Origin of the sequence: Clostridium sp. HCS.1 (assembly GCF_047900555.1) — a bacterium.
Taxonomy (GTDB): domain Bacteria; phylum Bacillota; class Clostridia; order Clostridiales; family Clostridiaceae; genus Clostridium.
The window spans coordinates 464,493-482,202 of sequence record NZ_CP170704.1 but is presented as its reverse complement, the minus strand read 5'-3'; the positions used below and the strand labels follow the sequence as shown (position 1 = coordinate 482,202).

The 17,710-nt window shown below is 26.9% G+C and carries 18 protein-coding genes, 1 pseudogene and 1 riboswitch; of the genes and pseudogenes, 3 read left to right on the top strand and 16 right to left on the bottom strand.

From position 1 onward, the window contains the following. Positions 1-100 precede the first annotated feature (100 nt). The 10 genes from ACFYH6_RS02365 to ACFYH6_RS02320 form a co-directional block, all read right to left on the bottom strand. Entirely contained in the window at positions 101-742 is a 642-nt protein-coding gene (locus tag ACFYH6_RS02365) for a redox-sensing transcriptional repressor Rex (protein WP_316344859.1), read from the bottom strand. 531 nt (positions 743-1,273) lie between these two features. Continuing rightward, the gene (locus ACFYH6_RS02360) at positions 1,274-3,529 is read right to left on the bottom strand and encodes a heavy metal translocating P-type ATPase (RefSeq protein ID WP_416179266.1); all 2,256 of its coding nucleotides are present in this window, start codon (positions 3,527-3,529) and stop codon (positions 1,274-1,276) included. 15 nt (positions 3,530-3,544) lie between these two features. Next, positions 3,545-3,904 carry an ArsR/SmtB family transcription factor gene (locus ACFYH6_RS02355; RefSeq protein WP_416179267.1) on the bottom strand — a complete coding sequence of 120 codons (360 nt, stop codon included), beginning with the start codon at positions 3,902-3,904 and terminating at the stop codon, positions 3,545-3,547. Between the two features lie 158 nt (positions 3,905-4,062). Next, the gene (locus tag ACFYH6_RS02350) at positions 4,063-4,656 is read right to left on the bottom strand and encodes a zinc dependent phospholipase C family protein (RefSeq protein ID WP_316344876.1); all 594 of its coding nucleotides are present in this window, start codon (positions 4,654-4,656) and stop codon (positions 4,063-4,065) included. A 49-nt stretch (positions 4,657-4,705) separates the two neighbouring features. Further along, positions 4,706-5,134 (bottom strand): NUDIX hydrolase, encoded by a 429-nt coding sequence (locus ACFYH6_RS02345; RefSeq protein ID WP_316344875.1) that lies wholly within the window; start codon positions 5,132-5,134, stop codon positions 4,706-4,708. Positions 5,135-5,152: 18 nt separating this feature from the next. Next, on the bottom strand, positions 5,153-6,226 hold the full coding sequence (gene ytvI / locus ACFYH6_RS02340; protein WP_416179268.1) for a sporulation integral membrane protein YtvI: 1,074 nt from the start codon (positions 6,224-6,226) through the stop codon (positions 5,153-5,155). 166 nt (positions 6,227-6,392) lie between these two features. Then, on the bottom strand, positions 6,393-6,785 hold the full coding sequence (locus ACFYH6_RS02335) for a hypothetical protein (RefSeq protein ID WP_416179269.1): 393 nt from the start codon (positions 6,783-6,785) through the stop codon (positions 6,393-6,395). Positions 6,786-7,036: 251 nt separating this feature from the next. Then, positions 7,037-8,104, bottom strand: coding sequence for a DUF4179 domain-containing protein (locus ACFYH6_RS02330; RefSeq protein WP_416179270.1), 1,068 nt, complete (start codon positions 8,102-8,104; stop codon positions 7,037-7,039). A 14-nt stretch (positions 8,105-8,118) separates the two neighbouring features. Continuing rightward, complete coding sequence (locus tag ACFYH6_RS02325; RefSeq protein ID WP_316344870.1) at positions 8,119-8,658, bottom strand: sigma-70 family RNA polymerase sigma factor; 540 nt, start codon at positions 8,656-8,658, stop codon at positions 8,119-8,121. Between the two features lie 294 nt (positions 8,659-8,952). Continuing rightward, entirely contained in the window at positions 8,953-10,377 is a 1,425-nt protein-coding gene (locus ACFYH6_RS02320) for a glycoside hydrolase family 1 protein (protein WP_416179271.1), read from the bottom strand. A gap of 265 nt (positions 10,378-10,642) precedes the next feature. Continuing rightward, positions 10,643-10,717, top strand: a riboswitch (Fluoride riboswitch). Positions 10,718-10,793: 76 nt separating this feature from the next. On the opposite strand from ACFYH6_RS02320, the gene ACFYH6_RS02315 reads away from it, so the two are divergent. Then, positions 10,794-12,017, top strand: a complete 1,224-nt coding sequence (locus ACFYH6_RS02315) for a cation:proton antiporter (protein ID WP_416179272.1) — start codon at positions 10,794-10,796, stop codon at positions 12,015-12,017. Between the two features lie 149 nt (positions 12,018-12,166). Here the strand turns inward: ACFYH6_RS02315 and ACFYH6_RS02310 are convergent, their stop codons facing one another. Beyond that, the gene (locus ACFYH6_RS02310) at positions 12,167-12,691 is read right to left on the bottom strand and encodes a hypothetical protein (RefSeq protein WP_416179273.1); all 525 of its coding nucleotides are present in this window, start codon (positions 12,689-12,691) and stop codon (positions 12,167-12,169) included. A 220-nt stretch (positions 12,692-12,911) separates the two neighbouring features. After that, positions 12,912-13,379 (bottom strand): annotated as a pseudogene (locus tag ACFYH6_RS02305) (mannose-6-phosphate isomerase); the annotation flags it as partial. A gap of 15 nt (positions 13,380-13,394) precedes the next feature. Between ACFYH6_RS02305 and ACFYH6_RS02300 the strand changes: the two are divergent. Together ACFYH6_RS02300 and ACFYH6_RS02295 are read left to right on the top strand one after the other, a co-directional pair. Continuing rightward, positions 13,395-13,832, top strand: a complete 438-nt coding sequence (locus tag ACFYH6_RS02300) for a helix-turn-helix transcriptional regulator (protein WP_416179274.1) — start codon at positions 13,395-13,397, stop codon at positions 13,830-13,832. Between the two features lie 258 nt (positions 13,833-14,090). Continuing rightward, positions 14,091-14,909: a DUF4839 domain-containing protein gene (locus ACFYH6_RS02295; RefSeq protein WP_416246471.1), complete on the top strand. Its 819-nt coding sequence runs from the start codon at positions 14,091-14,093 to the stop codon at positions 14,907-14,909. A 215-nt stretch (positions 14,910-15,124) separates the two neighbouring features. On the opposite strand, the gene ACFYH6_RS02290 is transcribed toward ACFYH6_RS02295, so the two are convergent. The 4 genes from ACFYH6_RS02290 to ACFYH6_RS02275 all read right to left on the bottom strand — a co-directional run bounded on the left by ACFYH6_RS02290 (position 15,125) and on the right by ACFYH6_RS02275 (position 17,691). After that, positions 15,125-15,445, bottom strand: coding sequence for a hypothetical protein (locus ACFYH6_RS02290; RefSeq protein ID WP_416179276.1), 321 nt, complete (start codon positions 15,443-15,445; stop codon positions 15,125-15,127). 211 nt (positions 15,446-15,656) lie between these two features. After that, a complete protein-coding gene (locus ACFYH6_RS02285; protein WP_416179277.1) occupies positions 15,657-16,364 on the bottom strand; it encodes a hypothetical protein in 708 nt (235 codons plus the stop codon). Positions 16,365-16,526: 162 nt separating this feature from the next. Beyond that, positions 16,527-17,243, bottom strand: a complete 717-nt coding sequence (locus tag ACFYH6_RS02280; protein WP_416179278.1) for a M48 family metallopeptidase — start codon at positions 17,241-17,243, stop codon at positions 16,527-16,529. Beyond that, a complete protein-coding gene (locus ACFYH6_RS02275; protein WP_416179279.1) occupies positions 17,233-17,691 on the bottom strand; it encodes a hypothetical protein in 459 nt (152 codons plus the stop codon). The genes ACFYH6_RS02280 and ACFYH6_RS02275 overlap by 11 nt, the downstream gene beginning before the upstream one ends. Between the last annotated feature and the right edge of the window lie 19 nt (positions 17,692-17,710).

Genomic DNA, 17,710 nt, shown 5'->3' with positions numbered 1-17,710 from the left:
ACCCAAAAAATAATTGAAGCTTAAGCTTCAATTATAATTATAAACTTATAAAATTTCTTTTTCAATAGTATTTGTGAAATAAGACAAATTAATAATGTAATCACTTACATTGTTCTTTATCATTTAATAAGTATATAAGTGTTAATAAACTCTCAGACAAATGTACATTTTCTACTATTACTTCATCTGGAACTGATAAATCAACAGGTGCAAAGTTCCATATTCCTGTAACTCCATTTTCAACTAGTATATCACTTACCTTTTGTGCATTTATTCTAGGTACACATATAATACCAATATCTATAGAATTTTCTAATAAGTAGTTTTTCAAAACATCAATATCTTGGATTTCTATATCTCTTATTCTAATTCCTATTAACTTTGGATTTGCATCAAATATTCCTACAATATTTAAACCACTTTGTGCAAATCTACTATAGTTTGCAATTGCCTGCCCTATATTACCTGCTCCAACGATTATAGCATTATATTCTTTATTTAAACCTAATATAATGCTAATTTGGTTATAAAGATCCTTAACATTATACCCATATCCTTGTTGACCAAAGTCTCCAAAACAATTTAAATCTTGTCTAATTTGTGATGCAGTAAAACCAATTTTTTCACCTAATTCTTTTGAAGATATTCTATCTACATCATTTCTTAGTAATTCTTGTAAATATCTATGATACTTTGGCAGTCTCTTAATTACTGCCATTGAAATATTTTTTTTCTTCTCCATATTATTTCTCCTATTTTTATTTTTTTTATTTAAAGCACGATTTTTCATATATATTAATTATTTTAACACTTTTATTTGTATTTTAAAACAATTTAAGTTATCTATTTAACAAGGCATCTCAAATATATTATTATCTTTATAATTTATTTTTATTTGTCAAAAGGAAATATCTTTAATTATATTAAATAAATGCACAAAAAATTAGACTTATGTATAACGTAGCAGATGCGTTATACATAAGTCTTAACTTTACAAAATTAAACTGTGTAAACAAAAGTAATCTTGTATGCTTCCCTTATGCCTGAATGTTCTCAACTCAAATAATTATATTTAATTTGATGAAATTTGTCAATAAAAAAAGAAAAAATATAATGCTAGCTACGACCTCGCAAGCTCCAAGTCGCCCTAGCATTATATTGTTTTCTTTTAATACTGAAGGAAATAATTCCTCATTTCATTTCGGAATTATAAAAAATATTTATAACGTAAACCTTCTACTTATAATTAAAGATTTATATATTTATCTCCTATTTATTTTAAGCATCTTGTGGAGTTTATTACTGCAAGAACTGTAACTCCAACATCTGCAAATACTGCTTCCCACATAGTAGCTATTCCAAAGGCTCCTAAAATTAAAACTAATACTTTTATTCCTAATGCAAATATTATATTTTGCCATAAGATTTTGTTAGTTTTTCTAGCAACTTTTATTGCTGAAACTAAAGCTTCTGGGTTGTCATTCATAAGAACTACATCTGCTGCTTCAATGGCTGCATCTGAACCTATGCCTCCCATAGCAACACCGATATCTGCTCTTGCTAATACTGGAGCATCATTTATTCCATCACCTACGAATATTACTTTTCCTTGAGATTTATTACCATTAATTATCTCTTCTACTTTATCTACCTTATCACCTGGTAATAACTCTGCATATACCTTATCTACACCAACTATTCCTGATACTTTTTCAGCCACTGTATTATTATCACCAGTTAGCATTACAGTTTGTGTAACTCCTATTTCTTTTAATGCTTTTATTGCATCTTTAGAACCTTCTTTGATTTCATCAGAAATAACTATATTTCCTTTATATTCATTATTAATAGCTATATGAACTATAGTTCCAATTGTATCAACATTTTCATACTTAATATTGAATTTCTCCATTAGTTTATAGTTACCAACTAATATTTCTTTTCCTTCTAATAGAGTTTTTACTCCATGTCCAGAAATTTCTTCGTAATTAACTAATTCTTTTGAATCTACTTCTTTTCCGTATTCCTTAATTATAGATTGTGCAATTGGATGGTTAGATAAACTTTCTGAAATTGCAGCTATTCTTATAAGTTCTTCTTTATCTATATTAACAGTATTTACTTCTGTTACTTTAAAAACTCCCTTTGTTAAAGTTCCAGTTTTATCAAATACAATTGTATTAACATCCTTTAATGCTTCTAAATAATTTCCACCCTTAACTAATATACCCTTTCTTGATGCTCCACCTATTCCTGCAAATAATCCAAGAGGAATAGATACTACTAAAGCACAAGGACAAGATACTACTAAGAAAATTAATGCTCTAGATAACCACTCATTAAAGCTTCCATTATTTAATATAAAAGGTGGTATTACTGCTAAAGCTATAGCTGAGAAAACAACCACTGGAGTATAATATCTTGAAAATCTAGTTATAAACTTTTCTGTTGGTGCCTTTTTATTAGAAGCATTTTCAACTAATTCTAATATTCTTGATACTGTAGACTCCTTAAAGTTCTTAGTTACTTTAATATTTAAAACACCATTAGTGTTAATAAAACCTGCTAAAATATCATCGCCTTTAAATACTTCTCTTGGTACTGATTCCCCAGTAAGAGCTGATGTATCTACAAAGCTACTTCCATTTACAATTATCCCATCTAAAGGAACTCTTTCACCAGGCTTTACAAAGATTATTTCATCTATATTTACTGTTTCTGGATTTACCTTTTCTTCTCTTCCATTTCTTATAACATTAGCATAATCTGCTCTAATATTCATAAGAGATGTTATTGATTTTCTTGATCTATTAACTGCATAAGATTGGAATAACTCTCCTATTTCATAGAATAACATAACTGCTACACCTTCTGGATATTCACCAATAAAGAATGCACCTAAGGTTGCAATAGTCATTAAGAAATTCTCATCAAAGACTTCTCCTCTTAATATATTTTTAACTGCTGTTAAAATTACATTTCCACCTATTAATAAATAACTTACTATAAATAAAGCTAGTGTTACCATAGATTCTCTATCTAAAAATACTGCTACTGCAAAAATTATAGCTCCAATTATTAATCTTAAGTTTTCTTTTAAAGTAATAGCCTCACTATGTGAGTGATCATGAGAATGTCCATGAGAGTGTTCATGTGAATCTTCATGAGAATGTTCATGGCTATGAGAGTGTTCATCTTTGGAAGTATGTCCATGTTCTTCATGTGAACTATGATTTTCTACTGAACATGCTTTACTTGTACATATATTTACATTTTCAACTACTACATTTTCATTATCTTTATGGAATACCTTAACTTCTGGCTCTAATTTCTTAATTATTTCTTTGGCCTTTAAAATAATATCACTTAATTCTTTATTTCCATCTCCTTCTATAGTTAAAGTAGATGTGGTAAAGTTTAAATTAGCTTCTTTAACTCCTTCTAAATCATTTACCCTAGTTTCTATTTTATTAGCACAACTAGCACAAGTTAATCCTGATAAAATTAATTTTGTTTCATTTTTATTCATAGTTATCACCACTTTCTATTCTAAAATATGCTTAAATCCTTCATTAAAGATGTGTTTTATATGATCATCCGCTAAGGAATAATATATAACTTTTCCATCTCTTCTAAACTTAACTAATCTATTACCTTTTAATACTCTAAGTTGATGAGAAATAGCTGATTGAGTCATATCTAATAAAGCTGCTAAATCACATACACACATTTCTTCTTTAAATAAAGCATGTAGTATTTTTATTCTAGTTGAATCGCTAAAGGCCTTAAATAGGTCTGCTAAATCATATAGAATTTCTTCGCTGGGTAAACTTTCTCTAACCCTTTCAACAATATCTTTATGAATTACAGTACAATTACAACTTTCAACTTTATTTTCTCCCATTTCTATTCCTCCATTCACTGAAACATATGAATAATTGTTCATATGTTTCTTTTAATATTATTATATGCTTATCCTAGTGTTTTAGTCAACAATATTGAAAAATTTTTATAAATTCCTATAAAACAAAAAAGGAGTTATGTTATAACTCCTTAAATTTTCTATATTACTAGTGCAATATTTTCTTTAATCTTTTGATTTAAGACAACTTCATCTAAAATTAAATTGATTGTTGTATTACATATATGGCTTGCATATTGTAAATCTTTTTCATAAGAAACTATTCCGCTATACTCCTCTTGTAGATCATCTATATATTTTCTTATATCATCACCATTTAAAGAAGTGTTTATTTCCTTCTTGAGATTATAAGATTTATTATACTTATTTAAATCATTTTCATATAAAACATGATCCTTAACTGCCCCAGGACTTTTAAATTCCCACCTTTGATAATGAGGTACACAAAAATAATCACATAAGAAGTGGCATACAACACCTAACTCTTGATTAAATTTACCTACAGTATATCTTATAAATATATCATCTACGGTCATTGAAGATAGAAACAATATTTTGTTTACTATCATGTTAATACTTTCATCAAAATAATGCTTTTTGAACTTATATTTTGATACTGAATCTGGCTTTAGATTTCCCCATACAAAATGCTTATCATTAATTAAAAACTTTTTATCTAATTCAACATTCTTAATAAAAGAAACAGCTAAAGACTTGTGAGTATTCATCATCATAAATTCCTCACCTCATTTCTTTCATAAATTAATAATATAATTTTTTGCTTTAAAAAACAAATTTATTTATTTCATCTTTTACCTTATTAAACAAATAAGGTTGTATATTAGGATAAGTTAAATTATTTGGTATATCTTCAAATTCTCTAATTTCTCCAATTTCAAAATCTGGTAACTTACCTAAAGTATATATATCTGCATAAAATAATGCAGCGTAACTTTTTTCTTCTCCTAATGTTATTGAATAATCATTAACATATGTGATTTTAAAATCCTTTGCTCCTGTTTCTTCGAACAATTCTCTTTTTGCTGTATAATCTATATCCTCATTTGGTTCTCTATGCCCAGCTGGAATCTCCCATGTATCTCTTTCTTTATGCTTAACAAATATCCATTTGTCTTTATATCTAGATACAACTATGGCATAAAGTAACTTATCATTATTCACTATATTTTTATCATAAAATTCTATTTCCAATTTTTATCTCCTGTGTTTTTACTTTATTATTTTAATTTTTCCACTATCATTTAAGTTTTTCAATATTATAACTATAATTGGTAAAACAAATATTCCTATAAATCCAAATAATCTAGCTCCAATAAAGATACAAACTAACATAATTATTGGATGTAAGCCTACTTGCTGACCAACTATCTTTGGCTCAATTATATTTCTAATAACTGTAATAGTAACATAAACTATAGTTAATCCTATTGCAAATGGTATATTTCCTTTAAAAAGTTCTATAAATATCCAAGGTATTACTATTCCTCCTGTACCAAGAACAGGCAATATATCTACACAAGCAATTAAAAGGGCAATAGTTATTGCATTTTCTACTCTTAATATTGAAAGTCCAATGGATAATTCTATAAAGGTTATTGTAATAATTATTGAATATGCCTTTACAAACTTAAATAATGTTCCAACAATGTAATCTTTGACTTCAAAGAAAATACTTCTCATCTTAGGTGAAAATTGCTTTGTTATAAATCCTGTAATCTTCACATAATCCATTGCAAAGAAAAATGAAGATATAATTGTAAATATTATCATAATAAAGAAGCTCGGTACCATTGAAACTGCTGCAGAAACAAAAGTCACTACTCCTGATGATATGCTAGATACAATTGTTCCTAAGGATTTAGCTATAGATGATATCATTTCTCTAATAGTTTCAGTTAGTGTTGGATCTAATTTAATTATCCAAATATCAATGTTATTGGAAATATTAAAAATAGCTGGTTCAATACTATTTTTATACACCTCTGGAAGCTGTATAAATACTTCCTTTAATGCAATAAATACTTTCACTATAATTAATGTAAATAATGCACCTACTGTTGCATAAAACAATAGTACAGTAAGCCCTGCTACTATTTTTCTATTTATTTTTAATTTCTTAGTTATTACATTAATAAGAGGTTTTAACATAAAAGCTATACCGAAGCCTAGTACAAATGGTAAGAACCATCCAAGGGCATATTTTATAGTTATATAAATTATTGCTGCGATTATTAAAAAGTAAATTACATTTATTATAAAATCTCTTTTTCTCTCAACATTCATAGCCTTTTAACTCCTACATTGTTTTCTTTGATTATACACTAAAAAACTTTAAATTAATATTTATAAAAGAAAATTTAATTTAATATTCAGAATTTATTAATTTTTATCGAAATTAAAACAAAGGTGTCAATAAAATACCTTTGTTTTAAATCTATTTATTAAATTTTTAGTCCCATTCTATATCCATAAAGCTATTAAATTTCTTATTATTACAAATAGGACAACTGCTAATTTTTACTTCTTCTAAAGTTATGGGCTCATATTTGCCTTCGCATACATGACATTTATTATCTAATGTAAAAATCTTGTCCTTATCATATTTAATTTTCACATAATTTATTGTAGATAAGTCTCCGCACTTATTACATTTTCCATATGCATTATGATAAATTCTTTCTTCTGTAGTACCTTTGTTTATTATATAATTTATAAATTCTTTATCTCTTTCCTTAAAGGTATTAATGAATTCTTCAAACTCTTTAGTTCTGCTACCTACTCCTTCAAAGATAGTAGCACTATATCCACACTTTTTACATTCAAGACTAATTCCTTTACCCAAAGGTACTTCCCTCCCATTTATAATATTATTATAAATATATTTTAACATATCCTATATAGAATATGTTTATAGAAAATAATAATTTATAGTTAATGTTTCTACAATTAGAAAGAATTGAAAATAAAGATTACCTCATGAATTTTATTAAATTAAGATTACATAGAAAATGAACTATCCTAATTAAAATAGACCCTATATTTTAGACACTCATCATGAAGAGTATTTTATATAGAGTCTTTATATAAGATAACTCATTTCAATTCTACTTCTATTGCTTCATCAAAAATATATTCTCTATTTGCTATCATTTCATCAATAGATTCATATTTTTTATCAGGCACCTTATAGGGAACAATCATTAATTTATCTTCTACTTCAGTATTAAGAAACATATTAGCTTCCATATCTCCAGTTGCCATATTCCCAGTTGAGTTACTTCCATTTTCTTTAACTATAATATTTTTATTAATATCCATAACAGTAAATTGAATATCTCTTGTTCTATCATTACCATTAATTATTTTTTCTTCATACATTAAATCACTATTATATTTTAATGTTATATCTATTGGAGATACTGTTACATTATTTATGTTATATATATATCCATCTCCAAAATCAATAGTCTTATTTATACTTATTTCCTTAGTTTTCTTCATTATTTCTTCTCCGTCATAATTAAAACTAAATGTCCAATTCCCCCATATTCCCTTTTCTATACCATACTGCTTATATTCTCCCCCTAAATACTCTATATCTATATTGGAAATTTTACTTAAATTTAAATCTTCTACATTAACTAAATGGAGCATTTCGTAAGTACCATCTTCATTATAATTAAAGTTTGTTGACCCACCTTCACTCACTTTTTTACCATCTACATATATACTTGGGAAAATTGTAATTACTTGATTATTTTTAAAGTCTCTAGTATCTACCTTTACATTAATTATTGCTTTATCTTTCTTTATTAAAACCTCATTTAAGGTAAATATAATTTTCTTATCTTCTATACTAGTTCCTATAGTTTTTTTGTAGTCATTATACTCTTTATTTTCACTTACTCCAAAGAATTGCTCCAATTTATTTGTTAATCCTTCTATAGCTGCTTGTACTGGTAATGTATTAATGCTTATTCCAGCAATTATTAGTAATGTTGATGCAGCAATTATTATTTTTTTAGTAGTTTTCTTTTTAACATTTATTTTAGATTTTAATCTATTTTTCATTTTCTTCTTTTCCAAATCATTGAGTTCAATATTATCATAATTATCAAAATCAACTTTTACTTCATTTAATAATTCATAATCATTTTTCATGAAATAATCCTCCTTTATTCAATAGTTGCATTCCTATATTTTCTTCTTAATTTTTTACGTCCTCTCGATATTCTGTTGTAAATTACCTCTTCTTTAATTCCTGTTTCTAAAGCCACTTCTTTCATAGATTTTCCTTCTATATATCTTTTTATAAAAACATCCTTATCTTCTTGTTTCAAACAACACAATAATTCTTCTATATCACTTCTAAGTTCATCTTCATTAATAATATTGTTTAGATAAAGTTGATTTTCAACTTGGCTTATATCAACTTCTTCATTAAGTAATCTTAAATACTTACGTTTATAATCAATAGCTCTATATTGAGATATTGCTGCTATCCAATTTTTAAGTGTATTTTTTGAGCTATCAAAACTATCAATGTTATTCCATATAGATAGAAAAACATCATCAATACATTCCTCTTGTTTATCGTAAAGATTATATAAATGTTTTTTTATTATAGAGGTTATTAATCCACCATAATAATCAATTAATAGTTCTAGACCCTTCTCATTTCTTTTTTTTATGAAATATACTATCTTATCATCCATATCTTTCCTCCTGTAAAAGCTTTTACACTTACTAATACGATTAATTAATCCTCTTTCTATCAAGTTCGAATATTATCTCAAATAAATATTGTACAATTTATATATACTTTTAATTATATATCTTAAAATTAAAGTTCCTCTATAAATTTCTAACAAAACTTTTAGTTAGATGTTACAACATACTGTACATATTTTTTAATAATGGATAAATTAAATTAAGGCTGTGATTTAAGTGAAATACTTAAATCACAGCCTTGAATTTCAAAAATTATTAATTAGAATTACATTAAAATGTTATTTATGTTCTTCTATAAAGTTCTTATACCATTGATAACTATCCTTCTTATAGCGTTTATATGTTCCATTGCCTTCATTATCAGCATCAACATAAATTACTCCATAACGTTTTTTCATTTCCACACTTCCTGCAGAAACGATATCGATAATTCCCCACATAAAATATGCTCTAACATCTACACCATCTTTTATGGCTTCTTCAATTTGAGTAAAATGTTCTTGTAGGTATTGAATTCTATAATCATCATGGACAGTTAAGTCTTCATTTAATATATCTTGAGTTCCTAATCCATTTTCTGAAACAATAACTGGCTTTTGGTAACGGTCATAAACCTTATTAAGAGTAGTTCTTAATCCAATAGGATCAATTTGCCAACCCCATTCTGTTGCTTTTAAATAAGGATTTTTAACTGTTGCAACTAAGTTCCCTGCTGTTTGCTCAGCATCTTCAATAGTAACAATACTAGATGAATAGTATGAGAATGAAACAAAGTCAGCAACATTATTTCTAAGAAGTATATCATCTCCCTCTTCCATATTCACTTGAATATTTTCTTCTTCAAAGAAACGATTCATATATGATGGATAGTATCCTCTTGCTAATACATCTGCACAAAACCATTGATTTACGTTTTCATCATGTACTAATTTAAAATTATCTTCTGGTCTAGGTGTTAATGGATAATAGCAGAAACATGAAATCATACATCCAAATTTACCCTTACAAATATCTTTTCCATACTCTATTGTTTTTGCACTTGCTATAAATTGATGATGTAATGATTGAAAAACAAGGGATTGATCATATTTTTCATTTTCTTCTTTAATAAGTCCAACACCATTATAAGGAGAAAAATAACCTGCATTTATCTCATTAAAAGGAAGCCAAAAATCAACATCATCTTTCCAACGATTAATAACAACCTTGGCAAATTTAAAATAAAAATCAACCATTTTTCTATTACTCCATCCACCATATTTCTCTACAAGATGCAAAGGAACTGCATAGTGATTCATTGTAATAAATATTTTAATATTTGCTTTCTTTAACTCTTGAATTATATGATCATAAAATAATAAACCTTCTTCATTAGGAGTCTCTTCATCACCTAAAGGGAAAATTCTTGCCCAAGATATAGAAAAACGATATACATCTAATCCAAGTCCCTTTATTAATTCTAAATCTTCATCAATATGACTGAATCCTTCTACCCCTCTACGGAAAGCATAGTTACCTATATCCTTACAGTTTTTAGCTTCTTCAACAGTATCAAAACTTAGGAGTCTTGTTTTTGTAGTTGCTTGAGAAGTACGTGGTAAGTATGGACGGCAATCTTGTGTATCTAGTCCCTTACCACCTTCATTAAAACCACCTTCATATTGGCTAGCTGCTGTTGCTCCACCCCATAATATTTTCTTCATAGTCTTCTTTAGCATAGTCTAATTAGAATTATTTTAATTTTACACTTCTAATTTCTTTATGCTTTCTCCTTTCTAAAATTTCATTATGTAATTTGCACTTTAATTATTACTAAAAGATTTACTTCCTTAAGTAGTTTATTACTAATTTTATATCTAAATCATTTTAGTAATTTTCTTTCATTAAATTATAACTTAAATGAAATTTTATTTCAAATATAATTCTACTTTATATCCTTTTATTTTCTATTTATCTGTGATATAATTTCCCCTTGTAGGGAATGAAGTTCTCCCTTGATATTTATCAAAACCGCTTATTATAGCTAATGACTTCTACAACTCTTTTTGTTGTAGAAATTATTAGCTTTTTTTATTTTTTAAATATCATTACTTATATTAGTCTACAGGAGGCTTAACAAATGAATGTTTTAGTAACTATTTTAAGTTTAATATTTATAGGACTATTAGCAAATTATACTGGTAAATTGGTTGAGTTTATAAAACTACCCTCACTTATAGGCATGATTTTATTAGGAATGTTTATAGGACCTGCTTTTCTTAATGTTGTTCCAGAAGCTATTTTAAATATTTCTACATATATTAAGGATATTGCTTTGGTAACAGTTTTATTTATAGGTGGTCTTGGTATAAGCTTAGAGCAAATGAAGGAAATAGGTAGGCCAGCAGTTTTATTAAGTATTGTACCTGCAACCCTTGAAGGATTGGCAATTGCATTTTTATCTATGGTATTTTTAGACTTCTCCTTTGTCCAAGGAGCCATATTAGGCTTTATAATAGCTGCAGTAAGTCCAGCTGTTTTAGTACCTTCTATGGTAGATTTAATTAACAGAAAAATTGGGCAAGATAAAGCAATTCCACAAATGCTTTTAGTTGGGGCTTCAGCTGATGATACAGTAGCCATCACTTTATTCACTACTTTTATAGGTATATATATGTCTAGTATTAGTGGTGAATCTATATCTATTGCATCAGAATTAATTTCAATACCTATAGCAATAGTTATGAGTATATTAGTTGGCTTCGTCCTAGCATACATAACTAAAGGGATATTAATAAAAATTAATAATAACAGCCTTAGAGTGATTTTTTCTTTAGGAATTTGTATAGCAATTAGATATGTAGAAAATGAATTGCATTTATCTTCCTTTAATTCATTATTAACTATAATGATTTATGGCTTCTTCTTAAGAACATTTTTAAATGATTTAGCTAAGAAAATTCAAGATGGAATAAATGTAGTTTGGAAGTATGGCAAATTATATCTTTTTGCCTTTGTTGGAATGGCTATAAATCCATCACTAGTGGGTGAATACTTATGGATAGGTGTAGTAATGCTTATAATTTCATTAACTATTCGTTCTATAGGTGTTTCAATTTCTTTAATAGGTACAAATTTAACCTTAAAGGAAAGAATCTTTTGTATAATAGCTTATTTACCTAAGGCCACCGTCCAGTCTGCTAAAGCTGGAGTTCCACTTCAAATGAACATAGTTGGTGGAGAAATAATGCAGGCCATAGCAATCTTAAGTGTTTTAATAACTGCACCAATTGGAGCTATAGGAATAAAGCTTACTTCTCCAAACTTATTAAATCAAGGTTATATAGAAAATGAACTAACCTAATTAAAAAAGGCTCTATATTTTAGCCACTCATAATGAGAGTCTAATATATAGAGCCTTTTTTATACAATATACCTATAAGATAACTTATTTTAATATTACTTCTATTACCCCATCAAAAATATATTCCTTCTTACTTTTACTTATTTAAATTATATATTAGATAACTTTTCTACCATAAGTTTATATTCATTATAAGTATCATCAAGCTGTTGATTTTCTATTAAAGTACAGCATTTATTAACTATAGAGTATATATAGTCATAGTATTTATTTTTAAGATTTTCATCCAACTTGTTTATTTTATCTACTATTCTTGGAGCTACCTGGTAATATTTATCTATATCAGTAGAGCTATTATTTTTCATATAATTATCTCTAAAGTTTCTTAATAATGTAAGCTCCTTACAATTATCTGATAATCCTTTGTATTCCACACATGCTGTTGTTAAATAACACCCATTAGAAGAATCTTTCTCGGAGTGCCCCTTGTAGTTATAATTTTCATCATAGCATCTACCATCTTCATCAGTATGACCCTTGTAATTATAATTCTCATCATAGTATCTACCGTCTTCATCAACATGTCCCTTGTAGTTATACTTTTCGTCATAGAGTCTACCATCTTCATCAATATGGCCTTTGTAGTTATAATTCTCATCATAAAATTTTTTCATAGCAATCCCCTATTCACATTTTTCTATTTATTATTATAATATTGGATCGCAAAAATTACAATAAATGGAATAATTAATTATATATAGAGTTATGTTAATATTTTATGGTCTTTTTCACTTTATTAATATTTTTCAAATTAAATTAAGGCTATAACTTAAGTAAAACACTTAAATCATAGCCTTAATTTTTACAAACCATTATTCTCTATAATGATTTTATTTACATAAATTCTCCATACCTTCGCTCATTAACTATATCATTTAATAGATGCTTTATTTCTTGCTCTTTATTTTTATCCATAATTAAGATAACATCTCCAGCATCTACAACTATTAAATCCTTTAGTCCAAATCCAATAATTAGGTTTTTCTCTCCAAAAACTGCACAATTTTCACTATCTTGAAGGTATACATTATCGCTTACTTTATTATTTTTATCTTCTTCTAAATACCTACTTAAAGCTGAAAAGCTTCCAATGTCATCCCATATAAAATCACTTTTAATAACGTAAGCTTTTCTTGTTTTTTGCATAACACCAAAGTCTATAGATATACCATCTATTAAAGAGTATTGCTCTCTAATAACTTCGTCTTCACTTTCTTCTCCTATATGCTTATATATTTCCATTAATGATTTATATAATTTAGGAAGGTATTTTTCTATTTCTCTTAGTATTACATCTGCTCGCTTTACCCCTTTGAGATGCTTGTACACTTAGAATTTAATCTCTTCCAAGAGGCTAATAGACTCAATCTTTACGAAAAGTATTTTGATAAAGCTTCTGCTCTTGGAGTAACATTAGAAGAATTTTATCATGGAGTAAATATATTTCTTAATAAAAATCAGAATTTAGAATTTGATGAAGGGTATTTACGACCTCATGACTTCTTAGAATTTTGTACCCTTATAAAAGTTCCACCTAAGAAGCTCTATGATAAATATTATAGATTTGTACTGGGTAAAGATTTTTCAAATATAATACTTAACCATAGATTATCTTTTAATTTTAATCAAAAGGAATTTGCTAAACTTACAAGACTCAGTCCAGTTACAATAGGATTAATTGAAAACAATAAAAAATATCCTACTAGAAAGCAATTTTATCAATTAATAAAATATATTCAAAATAACTGTACATAATTAACTTTTATCTTTTACTACTATACTTAATATAACTTTTAAATATAAAGCTTTGTTTTAAAGTAGTGTTGAAATTAGTATGACATGATAGGATATCCGTTTAGACATCCTATTTGAAATGCAATATATATTCAGCTAATATTTATGTAATATTTTAAATCTTATGGAATTATATTGAAGGACTGATGTATAATAAAAATATATTATTACACAATTGTAATATATCACGACTTATTAATATAATTGGAGGATAATAAAATGAAAAAAATTATTATTGTACTTTTGGCATGCATTATGATTATGGCGGTAGTTGGGTGTAGTACAAATTCAAATAAACATGAAGGAGAAGCAAAAACTCCATCAGGTTCAAGTGTTCAAAAAGGCAGAGATTATAATGAGGTTGTTGATGACTTTAAATCAAAAGGATTTAAGAACATCAAAATAGAAAAGATTGAAGATTTAATTACAGGTTGGGTTACAAAAGATGGAGAGGTTGAAGAAGTATCTGTCGGTGGTGATGCTGATTATTCCGCAGATGAATGGGTATCAGAAGATATAGAAGTTATTATTAAATATCATACATTCAAAGAAAAAGATACTGAAAGTGCAACAGAACCTAAGGTAAAAGATACTGAAAATACAACAGAACCTAAGGTAGAAGATGATTTAGATGTAAACAAAACGTCAGAAGAAATATTAACCGTAGATAATTGTAAAGATTTATCAGACATTCTTAGTACAAAAGATGAGTTTGATTCTCGCATTAAAGACTTTGCTCAGAAATATGAGGGGAAAACCATTGAGTTTGACGGTAATACTGCTTATGTAAGTAAACACGGAGATTATAAAACAAGATTTGACTATTTAATTTATGCTGGAGATTATAGTGAAACTACAGCATCAGGACCTTCTTTTCAATTTAGCAATGTTAATTATTCTGATTTACATCTTACTGGAGACAATGTTCCTGATACTTTTGGAGTGGGACTTAATATTCGTATTGTTGCTGTCGTTGGAGAATATGATGAAAATTCTGGTCTTTTTCAACTCAAGCCACTTTCTATTAAAATGAGATAATTTTGATTTAATATATTAGTAATAGAAGTTGGTAAATAAAATAGTATGGTTGCGGTAATTTATAATTTTTAAACTACTACGAATTAAAAGTGGATAAATTTATCCACTTTTATAATTTTTATTTATCAACATTATTTTAAAACAGAGCCAAATATAAAAATAGGGCATATATAATTTACCTTCTTATATATGCCCTATTTTATTAAAGTTTTTAATTATTCATACATCCATCTTTTCGGGGTCATAAATCCCCTTAATAAAAATGCAATAAAAAATCCTATTACTCCACCATACCATTTACCAATATTGTTATAAAAAATTATAGATTGCCCAATAATAAACGAAACTTGAGTAATCATTATAATTCCATCTAAAATTCTTCTTTCATTATTTTCTCCTAATGGTTCTGCTGAAATCATTGTATTTCCAAAACCCAAGATAATCGGAAAAACAATAACTGGCAACCACCATTTATAATTGTATGAAATAATGCTCAAAACAACCGAAATAATAACCTCTAATATTAACGCAATCATATAAATCTCCCTTAAATTTTCCACATTTTACTTATTATGTTAACATGCAGTTATATATTATTCAATATTTATACAATAAAATCCAAAAAGATTTTTTTATTTTAGGTAATTGAGTGGTTGTGGTATACCACAACCACTCAATTGCCTAATTTATATTTATATTTATATTTAATCTTACATTTCCAAACTTTAGAATTTAATTAAATACTTATTACAAACTTAAATTATCAAGAATATGATAAATTGTAGATTTTAAAGTCTTTTTATAACTTATTGAACTAATGGGCTCCCCCTTATTATTTTTCCTATATCCACTTGCACCGTAAACAATATAATCTAATCCATTGACATTAATAGTCTCTTTTCCTGCACCGTCATTCCATTCTAATGCAGCCATTCCCATTTCATAAGTTGGTGACTCCCATAGCAAATAATTATTCGCTCCTACTTCAGATTCTGGAGCTAAAATAATAAAAACTTCACTTGGAGTAATTTTCTCTGTTAAAATTCCACCATCTTTATTTCCATATCTCTCAACATATTTATTAATATCGCAATCAACCTCTAAATACTTATTAAAATCAATATCATAGAATCCTATATTATGCATATTACTATCAGAATAAAGCACCATTAAAACTTGATTTCTATCTCCTGGATATATAAATACATGTTCCTCTCTATCTTCTATATTTAATGCTTTTTTAATTCTAGGAATTCTTTCTTCTAGGTTATCATTATTTCTATCATAATACACCCTTTCTAAATATACATTATACTCTCTTGTATAATCATTAATATTTATAAATAGTGGATTTATTAAATTTAATACAATCCATCCTATTACAGAAAAACTTATTGTATTTTTTAATAAATTTTTCTTACTTTTGACACTAGCTTTGTTACTATCATTCTTCATCTCATTAATATATCCCTCATTTACCACTTTAGTTTAAATTCTTCTAAAATAACCTATTATTCCATTATTTTTTAATAGTACGATTTAATGCTGACATTCATTACTTATAATATTTCATAACAATTTTAAATCCCATAATTATCCAACAACCTTTTGTACTAATTATAAATCCATTCTTATCCCATAATCCCTAAGCCATTCTTTTCTACTTTCATAATCACTCATAACAGAGGCTACTAAATCCCAAAACTCCTGTGAGTGATTCTTGTAATACATATGACACATCTCATGCACCACAATATAATCTATAGCAGTAGCCTTTGCCATTCCACATCTCCAATTAAATAAAAGTTCATTCTTTGATGTACAGCTAGCCCATCTTTTCTTCTGCTCCTTAACCTTAATATCACTTGGTTTTTTTTCAAAAAACTTCTGATAATACTTAATTCTTTTTCTGACCTGTTCTTCAGTCTTTTCTCTATACCAAGTTTCCATGGCTTCTTTAATAAGCTCATCACTTTTCTCTTTAACATAAACATGGAACTTACCTCTAAAGAGCTTAACTTTAAAGTTATTCTGTAAAGTCTCATCTACATGTATTTGTAAAGAATAATTTCTCCCTAAATACATAAAAGATTCTCCATTTACAAACTCTCTATTAATTCTTTTAGCCTCTATGTTCCTAAACTCAAAAAGCTTTTGAACTATCCATCTACCTCTTGATTTTACTATACTTTTAATGTCTTCTTCTAGCGTTCCAATAGGAGCTACAACTAAAATATCGTTAGGTGGCTCTACTGAAATACTCATGGTATCTCTATTTTTAAATTCAACTTTAAATTCTAATTCTTTAGTTCCATATTGCACTTTAAGTTTCATTTTTTACTCCACTTTTAACAAATTGCTTAAGTTTTTTCTTGAATAAATCATTCTCATTTTCCATCTTATTACAATTACCATTGTAAAGACTTTTGTTCTCATAAATTTTATCTAATTTTTCTTTCAGTATTTGGGCTTCATAATTATTTCTTAAATTTTTTTTATATTTTTTATTAACACTTGAGCTACCATAATTGCATCCACAACTTTTACACCAACTACATTTAAGCCATCCACATCTAATACAAAACTCATCAGATGAATCTATGCCTTCCTTACAAGTAAAACAATAATCTTTATAGTTTTTATCTATTACTAAATCCTTAAGTTTTTTTAAGTATTTTTCTCTTGCACTATCTAAAGTTTCAATTTTCTTTTTTAAAATACTAATTTCATAATTATTTAAAGAAATATTATATTTTAACGTTATAATTTCTTTTGATAGCATATTACAGAAACCTTCTTTC